The organism is Ensifer sp. NM-2 (genome assembly GCF_003024455.1).
GTDB lineage: Bacteria > Pseudomonadota > Alphaproteobacteria > Rhizobiales > Rhizobiaceae > Ensifer > Ensifer canadensis.
Genome location: NZ_PVZR01000024.1, coordinates 24,970 through 39,984, shown reverse-complemented (window position 1 = coordinate 39,984; position 15,015 = coordinate 24,970). Strand labels below are relative to the sequence as shown.

13 protein-coding genes and 2 pseudogenes are annotated in these 15,015 nt (G+C 59.6%); 11 read left to right on the top strand and 4 right to left on the bottom strand.

What is annotated here, in order from left to right; all coding sequences use genetic code 11:
* The first annotated feature begins 729 nt into the window (after positions 1 to 729).
* Together C6558_RS32015 and C6558_RS32010 are read left to right on the top strand one after the other, a co-directional pair.
* On the top strand, positions 730 to 3,063 hold the full coding sequence (locus C6558_RS32015) for a hypothetical protein (protein ID WP_107028175.1): 2,334 nt from the start codon (positions 730 to 732) through the stop codon (positions 3,061 to 3,063).
* A 200-nt stretch (positions 3,064 to 3,263) separates the two neighbouring features.
* On the top strand, positions 3,264 to 4,451 hold the full coding sequence (locus tag C6558_RS32010) for an IS701 family transposase (protein ID WP_107028174.1): 1,188 nt from the start codon (positions 3,264 to 3,266) through the stop codon (positions 4,449 to 4,451).
* Between the two features lie 194 nt (positions 4,452 to 4,645).
* On the opposite strand, the pseudogene C6558_RS32005 reads toward C6558_RS32010, so the two are convergent.
* The 4 genes and pseudogenes from C6558_RS32005 to C6558_RS31995 all read right to left on the bottom strand — a co-directional run bounded on the left by C6558_RS32005 (position 4,646) and on the right by C6558_RS31995 (position 7,401).
* Positions 4,646 to 5,331: pseudogene (locus C6558_RS32005) on the bottom strand (transposase).
* Positions 5,332 to 5,553: 222 nt separating this feature from the next.
* Positions 5,554 to 5,745 (bottom strand): annotated as a pseudogene (locus C6558_RS41115) (transposase); the annotation flags it as partial.
* 116 nt (positions 5,746 to 5,861) lie between these two features.
* Entirely contained in the window at positions 5,862 to 6,596 is a 735-nt protein-coding gene (locus tag C6558_RS32000; protein WP_107028173.1) for a GntR family transcriptional regulator, read from the bottom strand.
* A 64-nt stretch (positions 6,597 to 6,660) separates the two neighbouring features.
* Positions 6,661 to 7,401: an SDR family NAD(P)-dependent oxidoreductase gene (locus tag C6558_RS31995; RefSeq protein ID WP_107028172.1), complete on the bottom strand. Its 741-nt coding sequence runs from the start codon at positions 7,399 to 7,401 to the stop codon at positions 6,661 to 6,663.
* A 122-nt stretch (positions 7,402 to 7,523) separates the two neighbouring features.
* Here C6558_RS31995 and C6558_RS31990 point away from each other — a divergent pair, with 122 nt between their 5' ends.
* Genes C6558_RS31990 through C6558_RS31950 form a run of 9 tightly spaced genes read left to right on the top strand, consistent with a single transcriptional unit; the run spans position 7,524 to position 14,779 of the window.
* The gene (locus tag C6558_RS31990) at positions 7,524 to 8,651 is read left to right on the top strand and encodes an ABC transporter substrate-binding protein (RefSeq protein WP_199197079.1); all 1,128 of its coding nucleotides are present in this window, start codon (positions 7,524 to 7,526) and stop codon (positions 8,649 to 8,651) included.
* A 57-nt stretch (positions 8,652 to 8,708) separates the two neighbouring features.
* Positions 8,709 to 9,596: a branched-chain amino acid ABC transporter permease gene (locus C6558_RS31985; RefSeq protein WP_107028170.1), complete on the top strand. Its 888-nt coding sequence runs from the start codon at positions 8,709 to 8,711 to the stop codon at positions 9,594 to 9,596.
* A gap of 4 nt (positions 9,597 to 9,600) precedes the next feature.
* The gene (locus C6558_RS31980) at positions 9,601 to 10,548 is read left to right on the top strand and encodes a branched-chain amino acid ABC transporter permease (RefSeq protein ID WP_199197078.1); all 948 of its coding nucleotides are present in this window, start codon (positions 9,601 to 9,603) and stop codon (positions 10,546 to 10,548) included.
* Entirely contained in the window at positions 10,545 to 11,306 is a 762-nt protein-coding gene (locus C6558_RS31975) for an ABC transporter ATP-binding protein (protein WP_107028169.1), read from the top strand. Before C6558_RS31980 ends, C6558_RS31975 begins: the two co-directional genes overlap by 4 nt.
* Before the next feature lie 2 nt (positions 11,307 to 11,308).
* On the top strand, positions 11,309 to 12,034 hold the full coding sequence (locus tag C6558_RS31970; RefSeq protein WP_107028168.1) for an ABC transporter ATP-binding protein: 726 nt from the start codon (positions 11,309 to 11,311) through the stop codon (positions 12,032 to 12,034).
* Positions 12,027 to 12,608, top strand: coding sequence for a malonic semialdehyde reductase (locus C6558_RS31965; RefSeq protein ID WP_107028167.1), 582 nt, complete (start codon positions 12,027 to 12,029; stop codon positions 12,606 to 12,608). The genes C6558_RS31970 and C6558_RS31965 overlap by 8 nt, the downstream gene beginning before the upstream one ends.
* Before the next feature lie 23 nt (positions 12,609 to 12,631).
* Complete coding sequence (locus C6558_RS31960; protein ID WP_107028166.1) at positions 12,632 to 13,483, top strand: fumarylacetoacetate hydrolase family protein; 852 nt, start codon at positions 12,632 to 12,634, stop codon at positions 13,481 to 13,483.
* Between the two features lie 25 nt (positions 13,484 to 13,508).
* Positions 13,509 to 14,408, top strand: coding sequence for a VOC family protein (locus C6558_RS31955; RefSeq protein ID WP_158268973.1), 900 nt, complete (start codon positions 13,509 to 13,511; stop codon positions 14,406 to 14,408).
* Positions 14,405 to 14,779 carry a nuclear transport factor 2 family protein gene (locus C6558_RS31950; RefSeq protein WP_107028164.1) on the top strand — a complete coding sequence of 125 codons (375 nt, stop codon included), beginning with the start codon at positions 14,405 to 14,407 and terminating at the stop codon, positions 14,777 to 14,779. Before C6558_RS31955 ends, C6558_RS31950 begins: the two co-directional genes overlap by 4 nt.
* Positions 14,780 to 15,015 lie beyond the last annotated feature (236 nt).

The following is a 15,015-nucleotide window of genomic DNA, read 5'->3' as shown; positions in this document are numbered from 1 at the left end:
TGGGACCGTGGAACGGGCGAGGGCAACTCTCGCGCCCACCGCCACTCGATCTCTCGCACGATGCGCAGCTGGTGGCCGCTGCCCTCCGCCTGTTTCTATCCGGGATCTGCCAATGAGATCGGAATTAACGGAGCTTGGTATGTGGTTACTGCTCAGCCAGAGAGCCAACACTGCCTTGATTTAGCCGACCGTAGGCTGCAGGAACTGTCGAAGGATCAAAGTGGCGTCATCCACAAATCGGATCGCGCCTGCAGCGCCTGATACTTTCCGGCTCAACAGACAAACGCTCCATCGATTGTACTCATCTCAACCATATGATGGCATGTGGACGCTCGGTCACTATCCCGAAGCCAGGCCAGGAAGACATAGTCAAACCTGTCAAAGCCCGACGCGCATCGAATGCTTCATCGCTGCAGCAACGCTCTATCCCGTTCAGCCTCCCTCGGCCTGGCCTTCAAGCTGATGGAGGCGGAGAGATCTTGGAACTGCACCCTCGGGCCAATCGAATTCCGATGTTGTTAATAGGCGTGCCCTTTAGAGGCGGAAAAGCGGTGATCGACAATCCACCGGCTGAACAGAAACAGAACGCCGCCTGATCGCCTGATCGTTCAGCTGCGCCGCACATTAGATTTGACAGTTTCTCGTTACATCTGAAATTTCGATATCTTCTATGGGGGAGAGTGGCGTCGATCCGTTGTATTTTCCTGATGCAACCGAATAGAGACAGACATGGTAGATTTAAAGCGGAAGGCAGAAGATAACGGGCAAGAGGGGCCGATTAAGCGGCTTCGTTCTTCAGACGTTATTCCGATGACACCCCTCGCTCAGCAATTCAGTCCCCGCCCGTCGCCTGCGACCTCGCAGGAGCGTACCAAGACGGGTGCTGCTTCCGAGATCCCAGACGATGGAAGCATTATCGCTGAAACGGAATACGGAGGCGATGAGCATATCCCGGGAACAATTTCGCCTTCCGGTGTGGGGGGGCGTTCTTCAGATGACCCATTGGAAAACCGCGACGACGAAAGCGTGATCGCGGAAACGGAATATGGCGACGAGGAGCCTCCGGCGGTTGTCAAGCAGGAGCCTTTTGCCCTGCGCGAAGTCAGCCTGCCGGACAAAAGCAAAATGCTCGAGAAGAGCAAGATCTCATTAGAGGGGCAAGAGCACGATGCTTCAAAGAGGCAGCGTTTAGCCGCAGAACCTTCGGGCGATCGCGTTGATGTAGATGATGGGTTCGAGTTGGATAACGATGACAACAACAGTTTCTGGGATGAAGTGAATGCCTTGGTACAACAAGCAGCGGTCGAGCGAGATTCGGCATTCGAGACGGCGAGCGAGTTAAGCTCGCTGGAGTACCAGCCTCCAACTCCTTACTTCGAAAAGCGGATGGTTCCTTACGATGCTGAGCAGGCGGAACGGTCGCGGAACGGGAGAAGATATGTCCGCCTGACGGAAACGAACGATGAACCAGCGGTTGACTGGAAGCGGAAGGAACAAGGGCTTTTCCCCGAATCGCTCCACTTCGATGAGCCTCTCATGCTCGACCCCGAGACGGTCAATTTTAGAACGCCGAGATTGTACGGTTTGTCAGCATTCAAGCATCATATGGGGCGCGCGGTTACAGATACTGACTCGAAAGCTGCGCTTCTTCCCATGGGTGAAAACTCTTACCGGTACGACGAGCAACTGAGAAACATGCCCGTGAACGTATTAGACAAGAAGCACCGGGTTCTCAGCATGCAGATGATGGTTCGTTACAAGCCTGGCCAGTTCTTGTGGATACAGCCGCATCTGGAGCACGAGCGGCATAATCTCAATTTTTGGATTGAGAGATGCAAGGAAGCGAATGTCTTCCTCAAAGGGCGGGATGACTGTTTTGTTACGCCTGCGGCCTACAATAAAAAGTACAATACACGATATGTAAAGGATGCGGCGTCGGTAAAATATGCGACTTTGGCGGGGACTTATGCCAGAAATGACCTGCCAAAGGTAGCGGTTCAGGTGAACAAGGACTTCCTGATAAGCTACGAGCAATTTTCAAAAGCTTTTCAGAATAAAGATCTAAACGGGAATTTAGAATCCACCGCAGGTAATCTTAGAAACTACAACGTTCTTTTTTTGTCTCTAAATGGGTCCTCATTTTTTTCTCCAGGAACAGCGCGCCTCAACAACCCTGAGCATTTCTCAAAAATGCTTGGCAGATACGCCATCGATTCCTCCATTGCAGACAGACCTCAGCCCAAGCCTGGGGAGCTTCCAAGTTTCCTTGTGCGTCGGGATGAAAATACTCTCGTGAGCGGCGAGATGATGCGCGGCATTATGGCGGCCAACAACGAACCTCTCAACCGAGCGTCGGTCCCTGAAAAGGATATTTTCGGCCGAAACGGCAACAGCGGAGGAAAAGCTGGAAATTATTCAGTTCTCACAGCGTTTCAGAACAATCGGTTCAAACATTTGGATGCAGAGCAAAAGTCGTTCATTCTGCCTGCTGGACGCGAGACTGCGGAATACCACGACACCATGAATCGAAGCAATCTGGTTCCTCTCGTACCCTCTGTCCAATATCTAACCGAGACAGGAGATCTAGACGCGTTGGACGCTTATCACAACCTGCAGGTGTCTCAAGCCAACATCCCGGGGAACGTTGTAGCGTCTTGGGAGCCGGAAACAGATCCCGAGCCGCAGTTGAGAGAGGACCTAGCGGCTGTAAGCGGACACTCGAGTCGCGGCGCCGGCCCTACGGTGGTCTGCTCGTGGCTTGAAGATGTGGTCCCGCCCACCAATACCATTGCAGGAAATGACTGGAGGGAGGACGATACCGCTATCGGTATCTATGTTCCGGACGACGAAGTTCGGAAGCCGGACCCCGTCACTAGTAGAAATCTAAAGACGTTTGAGGGTCAGCTTGCGAAAACGTACCGGTCCACGGAGGGGAGGCAACGTACCCAAGACCTCCCCACGGAAGGTCACGACTTGCAGCAGCGAACCCAAGAGCAGGATGAAAGTGCCAAAACAAGTCGGCGACAGATCATGAATCGCCCACCCCAACGCCGCGGCCGATAGGAATGTGATTAGGTTCAAGCACCTCCTCGGGTTGGATTTCCTGGCGCTTCTCAAACGGAAGGTGGTGACAGCGATCCGTTCCTATCTTTCGTTTCGGGTTGTGGAACATCTCGATGTAATTGAACCAGTCTAGCTAGTACTACAGTTGCGTTTGATCTGAAATCATGATTCACTCTTGGCATTTAGCTGGAGGGAATTGCATGTCCGTCGCAAGCTGGTCTGGCTCGGTGCTGGCATGGCAACACGAGCTCGATGCATTGAAAGAGCGGCTCGGGTCGGTTTTTCATCGGCGCGAGTTACGGGTATCGAGTGGTGCCTTTCTTGATGGCTTGCTGTCGGGGGTGGAGCGCAAGACCGGCTGGTTGATGGCCGAGCAGGCTGGGCTTGAGCGGCCTTATCGGATGCAGTCGCTACTGGGGCGCAGCCATTGGGATGCCGACGCTTTGCGCGATGTCGTTCGGGGCTACGCGGTAGAGGCCATCGGAGATGCGGACGGCGTTCTGGTTGTAGACGAAACCGGGTTCCTGAAGAAGGGGGAGCATTCGGTTGGGGTGGCGCGACAATATTCCGGCACGGCCGGCCGGGTTGAGAACTGCCAGGTGGGCGTCTTCCTCGCCTATGCAAGCCGCCACGGCCAAACCCTGATCGACCGGCGGCTGTACCTGCCGAAAGTCTGGGCTGACGACGAGGCGCGCCGCACGTCAGCACAGATCCCGCAAGAGCAGCGCTTTGCCACCAAGCCAGAGATTGCCTGCGATCTGATCGCAGCGGCACTCGATGGCGGCGTGCCATGTGCCTGGGTGCTGGCTGATGCGCTATATGGTTCGGATTCGCGGCTCCGTAGGATGCTGGAAGAAAGGGGTCAGCCTTATGTTCTGGCAGTTCGCTCCAATCATTGCCTGCGCTTTGCGCGCGACCAAGGAATCGAGCAAACCGACCCCGAAACGATGGTCGCGGAGCTGAACCCAGAAGCTTGGTCGAGCCATGCTGCAGGCGAAGGCGCCAAAGGCCTGAGGCTCTATGACTGGGCCCGCATTCCCCTCGGCTATCGAGCGGACGCACAATGGGAGCGTTGGCTCTTGATCCGCCGCAGCAGGCGCGAACCCGACGCGCTCGCCTATTATTTTGTCTTTGCGCCTGCCGGCGCCGAGCTTTGCGAGTTGGCGGGTGCTGCTGGACTGCGGTGGACCGTCGAGGAGTGCTTCCAGCGCGCCAAGGATGATCTCGGCCTCGATCACTGCGAGGCGCGTTCCTGGCATGCCTGGCACCGGCATATGACGCTCGTCATGGCGGCTGCAGCCTTCCTCGCCAAGTTGGGCTCCGACCTGCGCCGCAGCGCCGGTGGCAAACCGAACGAAACGAGTCCAAACCCGCCAATCGCCGCCTGACCGACAAACTTGCGCTTCTACCAAGCGTCGCAGAGATCCGCTATCTGATCACACGGCTCCTACTGCGACCGCCGATGAGGACGACCTTCGTTCTCGCATGGTCACTCTGGCGTCGAAAGCATCAAGCCGCCGCAATGAGCGCCCACTACAAAATGAAGCATGAAATGCAACTGTAGTACTAGAGCGTTTCCCTTTCATATTGGATCGTATCCGCACGATCGAGCTTCGTGGGGCTCGATGAAGTCGATCAGTTTTTCCGATCCTGTCCCACAGTCCGGTCACAGTTCGCTCGGCCGCCTTTCGCAGTAGTTCAATTTGGAGAAGGCTTCTCGATAGGGTTGAAGTCTGGGCTGTATGGCGGGAGGAACATCATTCGTGCACCAGCAGCCTCGATCATCGCGCGTGCCGCGGGTCGTTTGTGGCTGGAAAGGTTGTCGAAGATAACGACATCGCCCGGCTTCAATGTCGGGACGAGCACCTGGCCAACATATGCCTCGAACCATTCGCCATTGATCGGTCCGTCGATGACCAGAGGCGCGACCATTCCCGTATTGCGTAGGCCAAGGAAACGATGCAGGGCCGACTTGCTGACCGTGATGCCCTGGGCGGCGAGAGCGTCGCGAAGTTCGAACAAGGTGCCGTCCCGTTGATCCGTAAGCCAGGCCATGATCAGATCGGCGTGGGCCTCGGTCTTGCGGGAATTGCGGTCGCCACCGAGTGGGCCGGGTTGCACGTTGCCCTGCCGGATTTGCAGGTTTCGCCAACGGCTCACGCTCGCGGCGCTTACGCCGAAACGCTTGGCGGCTTCTCGATGGGATGCGCCGGCGGAAACGGCGGCAAGCACACGGGTGCGAAGATCAACGGAAAGGCCTTTCGACATATCTGCCGACCTCCATCGGCAGATAGCTTGAATCAGAACCGGCCTGATTTGCAAAGCCCGTCGATTCAGTCAGTCAGGGAACCGCTCTAAGATATAATGGTAGCCTTGGGCGCCACTCTTTTCCTGAAGCACCGATCGGCATGCTTCCGCGAGCGCCTCAATCCCGTTTGGATAGTTGCGGATGCCGTAGTAGATGTCGTAGGCGTCCTTTGTGTCAATCCTTCCTATCGCCGTGACCAGGTCATCGATAGACCGGGTCGAGACCCCTGGATACAGGCTTCTGGATCCCAGCGTTCAGAGCCTTCTGGCCATGTGGCGCGGCTCCAGGAAACTTGGAAAATAGCTGCCGGTCCAAAGCTCGGGAATGCGGAGCTCGACGCTTCGGCCCCCCGTCCTAAGGACGCCTCCTCGATCCACGCCACTGAGATAGCCACCTGTTGGCTCAGATCTGCTTGGCTAGTCCACCGGAATTCCGACCGGTGGTTTCAGTGCAGGTCGTGTTCCATCCAGCCTTTGCAAATCCGACAGAATCACAACCGGCTGAAATCACCTAATTCTCTCTGAGACGGTTTTTCAGGTATATCTCCGGAAAATAGCTCCGGCGCCGCCTGCAGCAATATGTCTACCGTTCGCATGTAGTGCTTTCGCGTGAGGTAGACCGCATCCTCGGTTCGGCGCGAGATCACCGCATCGGCGATCTCGCGGTGTTCGCCAAGATCGTCGCGGGGTTCCTTTAGATAGTGGACGGAAAGACGGCGGTAGCGCGTCGCCTGGTCGGACAGCATCTGCCGGAAGGCCAAAAGCCGCGCAGACTGGCAGTCCGAGACCAGAGAGTAGTGAAAGCGCTGATGCACTTCTTCCCAGGCAAAGTCGATCTCGCCGTCGGCGGTCAGCTTGGAGCGCTTGCCAAGTTCGTGCAGCGCGGCAAGGATACGCCCTTCCCAGGCATCCGTGCCGTTGGCGATGGCGCGTGTAATCGCCATCGCCTCTATCGACGCACGCACTTCGGCAAGGTCCATCAGGTCGGCCCGGGAGACCGGGGCGACACGATAGCCCTTGTTCTCCTCGAAAGTCACAAGTCCGTCGCCTGCAAGCCGGGTCAAAGCCTCGCGTAGCGGCCCCATGCCAGCGTCGAACTGGTCACGGAGCTCCTCGAAACGGAGGCGCTCGCCCGGCATGAGTTGAGCGTTGAGGATGGCGTGCCGCAACGTTTCGGATATCTCGGATGTGCGTGTGCGGGGGCGTTCCTGGGTTTCGGTTTGCATTGCATCCTCTTTATCGATTCCTGAATCGTAGCATTTTGCTATTGTAGAAAATAGCAGAATCCTATCACGCGATCGTCCGCCCGGAATCTACGCTCAGAAGGGCGCCCGTCATGTGGGGCATGGCGTCGCTCAAAGCGAAGGCCACGTAGCGTCCAAGCTCTTCTGGCTCGACGGCGCTGCCGAGCGGCAGGGCCTGTACGGCGGCCTCCAGATGGCCGGGCAGGGAGCGGGCAAGTGGAGTGGCCGTCGTACCGGGCACCAGCGTATTGACCCTGATCCGGTGTGGCGAAAGTTCGAGCGCAAGCTGGCGCATGAGGCCGTGAACTCCGGCCTTCGCGGCGACATAAGGTGTCAGGCCTGCCATGCCGCGCAGTGCCGTAGACGAGCCGGTCGCAATGATCGAGCCGCCGGACCCTTGCGCAACAAGGGCGCGGGCTGCGGCGACAACTGTGTTGTAAGTGCCCGTAAGATTGACGGAAATCGTCTTATCCCAGTCTTCGTCAGGCGTTTCGAGGATTGGTCTTTTGGCAAGCGCTATTCCGGCATTGGCCACCACGCCATCGAGCCGGCCGAAGTGGGCCAAGGCGCCGGCGATCATTCCAGTGACGGCCTGGCGATCGCAAATGTCGATAGGTGCCACCAGCGTTCTGGACACCTTGATCCGGTCTGCCGTTTCTTCCAGCCCTTGCCGCGACAGGCCGGCAAGGACGAGCGACGCCCCCTCCTGCGCGCAGCTTTCCGCGATCGCCCGACCGATGCCAGATTCCGCGCCGGTAACAACCACTACTTTTCCATCGATCCGCATGATGTCCTCCTGTTTTGACGTAACGGAAATAGCATAATCACGAAATTGTAGAAAATCGCGTATTGTGTGGAAAATTTTTGATGTTATGGTCGTGTCAGTTCATCAGGGAGGAGAAGATGGGCATGAGGAAGCAGACCCTCACCGCGTCCGTGGTGTTGACGCTGGCATGGGCCTTGCCGGCCGGCGCGCAGGAAGAAAAGCAGGACCCCATCCGCCTAGGGGCGATCGTCTCGACGACGGGCGGGCTCGCTTCGCTGGGCATTGCCGAACGGGACGGCATTCTTCTGGCGCAAAAGGTCGTGAACGCGGGCGGCGGCATCGACGGCCGGCTGCTTGAAGTGGTCGTCGAGGATGATGGCTCCAATCCTGACGCGGCGATGAGCAAGATCAACACGCTCGTTCATTCGCAGGGCGTCAAGGCGGTCGTCGGACCGACCGGCATCGCTCAGACCGTGGCGATCGGCGCCCTTACGCAGGCTTCGAAGGTGCCACTTCTGGCGTTTACGGGGCTTGGGCCTCCGGTGGAGGCTTCGCGAAACTGCGTCCTGCACCTAACCCCAGCACAGGAGCTCAATGCCGGGGCCCTCCTGAGCTATGTTCGCGACAATGGCGGCAAGCGGGCGGGCGTCCTACACGATTCCGGCTACGGCCAGGTCATCTGGGGTGCCATGTCGAAGCTCGGCGCGCAATACGGCGTAGAGTTCGTCCAGGTCGAGAAGTTTGAACTTTCGGCAACCGATGCGACCGCCCAGGCCGCCAAAATCAAGGCGGCCGAGCCGGACATGGTGATCGTGCTTTCCTCGCAGGGTACCGGCTTTCGCAATCTGCGGCAGGTCGGCGTGACGCAGCCGATCGTCGCCGTACATGGAACGGCCCTCTACGAAGTGGTGCGCTCCATGGGCGATGCGGCCGATAACATCGTCCATGCCGAATTCCTGATTGCCGAGGACCCGTTGCCCAACCAGGCCGATTTCGTGAAGGCCTTCACCGAGGAATACGGCCGTCAGCCGAAACATTTCGAGGCCGCCGGCTGGGACGCTGTTATGGCCGTGGTCGACGCGCTGAAGGCGACAGGTCCCGAACCCGCCGAAGGCGCGCTCTGTGCGGCCCTTCGCAAGCCCTATCCCGGCGTCTTTGCCACTTACGACTTTTCTGCGCCCGACATGGGCGGCCTTACCCTTGCGAGCTTCAACTATTCGCTCCTGACCAAGGGACAGTTCAGCCGACTGCCTTACCGCGCCGCTCAATAGAACCGGGCCTCGGGCTCACGGTTTAGACGGTCGCGTATCGTTCAAGGAGGAGGAAACATGTCACTGGTACTCGTCTGGCAGTCCGTTTTGGCCGGGCTGGCAAACAGCTTCGTCTATGCGATGGTCGGCATCGGCATTGCCGTCATTTTCAAGGGCACACGCATCATCAATGCGATGCAGGGTGACTTCGCGGTGATCGGCGGCATGCTCGCGGTCTTCGGGGTGGCGTCCTTCGGGCTGCCTTATCCTCTCGCCGTCGTCTGCGGCATCATCGGTGGTGCCGCCACAGGCTACGGCATCGACCGGTTCTGCGTGCGCCCCATGATGCGCCGGCACGCCGAAGAGGATGCGTTCCTCCTTTTGACGATTGGCCTTGCCTTCACCATCTCCGCCGCCGTTCTCTATTTCGCCGGACGCGACGCGCATCTCCTGCCCGGGATCGGAGGCAACGGCGTCGTGGAGATCTTCGGCGCGTTCATCACCGTCCATGCTCTGTGGCTAATCGCCATCGCACTCGTCGTTGTCACCGGGCTCTGGGTCTTCTACCGCCATAGCATTGCCGGTCTTTCAATGACGGCGGTGTCGATCGATCCGGACGGAGCGGCGACTAACGGCATCAATGTGGCGCGCATGCGCGGCTACACGTTCGTGTTGGGTGGCGCCATCGGTGCCTTGGCCGGCATTCTGGTGACGCCGCTGATTGCTGTCAGCTACCAGATGGGTCTCGGCATCACGCTGAAGGGTTTCGCCGCCGCCATCCTCGGAGGCCTTGCGAACCCACTCGGCGCCGTTGTCGGCGGATTGGTGATCGGCTTGAGCGAGGCACTCGCCGTTGTCGGTCTGTCGTCTGGATACAAGGACGTCGTCGCACTGTCGATCATGATCGCCATGATGGTGCTCATGCCCAACGGTCTGCTCGGCCGCGTCGGACGGAAGGGGGGCTGAGACCATGACCGGTAAGATGTCTCTCGGGTCGCGTGCTGTGCTGATCATCGCGCTCGTCGTCCTGGCGTTCCTGCCGGCCGTGCTGGAACGCCATTCCATCGACCTCATGGTCTTCGCTGCGTTATACAGCATTGCCGGCCTTGGCGTCGGACTGCTTCTCGGGCAGTGCGGCATCGTCAATCTGGCGCAGTCCTTCTTCTATGGCATCGGCGCCTATGCCTCGGCCTATGGAACAACCGCACTTGGCTGGCCGCCGGTTGTCGGTATTCTCGCGGGCATGGCGATCGCGGGGCTCGCCGCCCTTTCGATCGGCTGGCCGATCCTGCGCCTGACGGGCTTCTTCCTGGCGCTTGCCACGCTTGCCGTCGGCATGATCGGCACGATCCTGTTCTTCGAGTGGGACTGGTTGACCGGCGGCACACTCGGCATTGGCGGTCTGCCGCCGCTCAGCATTGCCGGTTTCGCCTTCGACAGCCCGGCCCGGTTCTACTATCTCGTCTGGGGCCTGGTGCTGATTGTGCTTCTTGCCGCTCTGAACCTCACCGCCGGAAGGCCGGGGCTTGCGATGCGGGCCGTTCGGGATGCAACGCTCGCAGCCGAAGGGCTCGGCGTCGATATCCATGGGCTCCGGGTGCAAGTGTTCGTCATCGGCGCAATGCTCGGTGCGCTCGCCGGCTCCCTCTTTGCCCACTATGTCACCTATGTGAGTGTCGAGAGCTTCACCGTGCAGCGCTCCATCGTTTTCCTGCTTATCCCGGTCATCGCGGGTGCGCGTACGGTCTGGGGTGTCTTACCGGGCGCGCTGTTCGTCACGCTGGTGCCTGAATGGTTGAGCGGGTTTGGTGACATTCACCAGATGTTGTTCGGCATGTTGCTCGTTGCCGTGGTCACGTTGCTTCCCGAAGGCCTTACCGGGCTGCCCGCCCGGCTGCAGAGGAGGTTTGCCCGATGAACGACGCGCCCATACTGGAACTTGAGCGTGTCGGCCATGCCTTCGGCGGTCTCGTCGTGCTGCGCGATGTCAGCTTCAAGGTACCCGCAGGGGGAATTTCCGGGCTGATCGGACCGAATGGCTCCGGCAAGACGACCCTTTTCAACATCGCCTCCGGCTTCCTTTCGCCGAAGGCGGGCGCGATCCGTCTGGAGGGGCGCCCGATCACCCGTGCCCCGGTGCAGCAGCGTTGCCGCGCCGGAATGGTTCGCACTTTCCAGACACCGAAAGTCTTCGGCCACATGACAGTGGCGGAAAATGTTGCAATGGGGCTCTACAGCGCCACGCGTTCCGGCTTCTTCGCTGCCATGCTGCGCACGCCGGCCGAACGTCGGGAGGCCCGGCGCATGGCGGAGGCGGCGGAGGCCATTGTGGAGCGTTTCGGCCTCTCCGGGATCCGCAACACGCGAGCCGGCGAACTGCCGGCGGGCCAGCAGCGCATCGTCGAGCTGGCGCGTGCCCGCATGGCCTCTCCGCGCCTGCTGCTCCTCGATGAACCGTCTTCGGGACTGTCCCATGACGAGGTTCAGCAGCTGCGCGAATGGATCGAGATCCTTGCTAGCGAAGGCACCACCATTCTACTCGTGTCGCATGACATGGGCCTGATGGAGGTCTGCCGCGAGGTCCATGCGCTTTATTTCGGCAAGATCATCGCCAGCGGTTCCATGGCCGACATCCAGGCCAATGCCGCCGTGCGCGACGCCTACCTCGGAGGATAACCATGCTGAGTGTCCAGAATATCGAAGCGGGCTACGGGCATATTCCGGTGCTGCGCGGCCTCAACTTGGAGGTGGCGGACAACGAGGCCGTCGCGATCGTTGGCGCCAACGGGGCAGGCAAGTCGACCCTCGTGCGCGCCATTTTGGGCCTCTCGCCGCCGACGACCGGCAGCATCAGCTTTAACGGCGCCGATATCGGCGCCCGCCCGCCGCACAGTCGCGTCGAGGATGGGATCGCCGTGGTGCTGGAGACGCGTGGCCTGTTCGGCGAACTGACGGTCGCCGAACACCTTCGCCTTTCCGAGCATGCCGGCAGCCGGGCAAGGCGGCCCGACGGCTTCGTGCGAATGAGCCTCGAGGAGGTCCTCGATCTCTTCCCCGTGGTTCGCGAGAAGCTGTCGACGCGTGTCGAATTCCTGTCCGGTGGCCAGCAGCAGATGGTTGCGGTGGCGCGGGCGCTCCTCCTGCAGCCGCGCCTGTTGGTGCTCGACGAGCTAACCACCGGGCTTGCGCCTAAGGTGGTGCAGGAAATCCTGCAGGCGTTGGGCCTGCTGCGTGCCCGCGGCCTAAGTCTTCTCATCGTCGAACAGAGCGTCAAGCTAGCCGCCGCGATGACCGACCGCGCCTATGTCATGTCGCTCGGCCGCGTCGTGCACGAGGTCCGCAGGGGCGAGTGGGAGCAGGCGCTTTTAGACGATACACTCTCGAAGGCTTACCTCCATGGATGACCTCGCTCTCAAACGCATGTTTGATACCGGCCGTTCCCATGGCCACTGGCTAGCAAAGCCCGTATCGGAAACGTTACTGCGACAGGTCTACGACCTGGTGAAGTTGGCGCCCACCAGCGTCAACTGCCAGCCAGCGCGATTTACCTTCGTGATCACCGAGGCGGCCAAGGCCCGGCTGCTGCCTGCCATGGCGCCCGCAAATGCCGAAAAGGTGCTCCATGCTCCCGCCACGGTGATCGTCGCCACTGATAGCCGTTTCCACGAGCATCTGCCGCGCCTTTTCCACCACCGTCCAGAAATATCCGATCTGTTTGCGGAAAACGCGGCTCTAGCTCGGGAAACAGCGGAACGCAATGCGACGCTGCAGGGCGGCTATTTCATCCTGGCAGCGCGCGCGCTCGGCCTCGATTGCGGCCCCATGTCCGGCTTCGAGAAGGCGCAGGTCGATGCAGAATTCTTCCCCGACGGACGCCTTCACAGCAATTTCCTGATCAATCTCGGCCATGGCGACCCCGAAAAGCTCTTTCCGCGTCTGCCACGCCTGTCGAGCGAGGAAGCCTGCCAGTTTCTCTGACATACCGAACAAAGGAGTTTTCCATGCGATATGCAAGTTATCTTAGGGACGGCAGCGCCCGCACCGCCGCACTCATCGATGGCAAATGGTATGATGTCGGCACGGAGACGATCGTTTCGCGTCTCCAGGCTGGTATCGACCTCTCGCAAACCGAGAGCCTAGCCAGGGGAGGGGAGTTTGACCTTGACGAGGTGACCCTCCTGCCACTGATCGCCACGCCCCCGAAGATCTTCTGTATCGGCCTCAACTATCTCGACCATGCCGCCGAGAGCCCGTACAAGGATCGACCGAGTTACCCGGCCGTCTTCCCACGCTATGCCACGAGCCTCGTCGGTCACGGCCAGCCGATCGTGCGGCCGCAGGTTTCCGATCAACTCGATTTCGAAGGAGAGCTGGTCGCGGTAATCGGCAAGGGAGGCCGACACATCCGCAAGGCGGATGCCTTGAGCCATGTGGCGGGATATTCCATCTTCAACGAAGGATCGATCCGTGATTATCAGTTCAAGTCACCGCAATGGACCGTTGGCAAGAACTTCGACGATACCGGGGCTTTCGGCCCAGTGCTTGTGACAGCGGATGAATTGCCCCCCGGCGCCCACGGCCTGAAGATTGAGACACGTCTCAATGGTACGGTGATGCAGCGTGGCAATACCGCGGACCTCATCTTCCCCGTTGCCGAACTCATCGCGACGCTTAGCGAGGCCATCACGCTGCAGCCGGGCGACGTGATCGTCACAGGCACGCCGGCTGGTATCGGCTGGGCGCGCAAGCCGCCAGTCTTCATGAAGGATGGCGATGTCTGCGAAATCGAGATCGAGGGCATTGGTACTCTGCGAAATCCCGTTCGGGATGAAGTGCATGCCGCTGCGTCCTAACGAACTTTAGAAAGGGAGGATGGAAATGACAGCGCTTATTTATCGTCTAGGGCATATCGCCCTCAATGTGGTCGACCTCGACGCAGCCCTCTCCGACACCCAGGCCATTGCCGGTGCTAGAGTTGTTCACCAGGATGCAACGCACGCGATCCTGACGTCCAACCGCCGGCATGCCGAAGTGGTGCTTCACCGTGCGCAGGCAAACGAAGTCCGCGCCATTGGCCTCGAGGCTGTGGGGCTGGAAGCCGTCGAGGAGGTTGGCAAGCGTGCAAAGGACCGCGGACTGAGAATTCTATCTGAAACCCCGTCTCTTCCGGGAGTTGAACGTTCCGTAACCTTTGCCAGCAGCGAGGGACATATCTTCGAGGTTCATACGCCTGTGCCCGAAGACCAGCCACTGCGCTATGTTGGCGCGGGGATCCATCCCCGTTATCTCGACCACGTCAATCTCTCCGCGGCCGATCCGGAAGCTATTGCGAGTGAATTCTCAGAGGTGATGGGCCTCATTCTCACAGAACGTACGACCGGCTTTGAACTCATGTGGATGCGGGCAGGGGACGGTCGCCACCACACTGTCGGGCTCAAGAAAGGTCAAACTGGCCTTCATCATTTTAGTTGGGAACTCTCCGACTTCAGTGACTTCAAGCGGCTCGGCGATAAGCTCGATGCCTGCCACCGCAACCTCGTGTGGGGTCCGGGGCGCCACGGCGCAGGCGACAACCTATTCATCTACTATATCGACAGTGCCGGATTTATGATCGAATGCACGGCTGAAATGGAAGTGATCGGCGATCCTCACCGGCAGGTCCGGATAACTGATGCCGGTGAGAACCTTTCCAACGCAAAGGTTGTCAATCGTTGGGGGGCGCTGCCACCTCGATTGTGGATCAACCATCATACTGATTTCGTCGGAACAGCACGATGAGCGACAAGGAAGAAATTCGGACCGTCGAGGCCAGGCGCTATGCGGCCATGCTGGCCGGAGATGTGCGCGAACTTGCCGAGGTCCTTGACGACGACCTCACCTACATCCACTCGGACGGTTCCAGCGACAGCCGTGACAGCTACCTTGCCAAAGTGACGGCTGGACATTTTGTCTACCGCCAGATCGAGGCACCGGTCGAACGCGTGAATGCGTTCGACGATACGGCAATCATAACGGGCAGAATGCTGGCGGAAGTCGTTGTTGCGGGCGAGACGAGACGTCTGGCAAATGCAAGCCTCGCCGTTTACAGACGCCGCGGCGCAGTCTGGCGATTGGTCGCTTTTCAGCCGACGCCACTCATCACGAGGTGAGGGATAACGGGCGCTGAGCGACTCGATGTCGCTCAGGCAAGGGGTGAGTCCGTCATACTGGCATTCTTCGACTAGCCGACGAGACGGGAGCGCATTTCAGATATATGTGAAGTCGGCCCCCGCCTCGAACTGCCGGTCCAGGACGTCGGCATGATGACCGGGCGCTCGCCGCCATCTTTTGGCAGCCAGCGCCACCTCGGCCTCGCCCTCAGCACGTTCGATGCGATGAACGACCC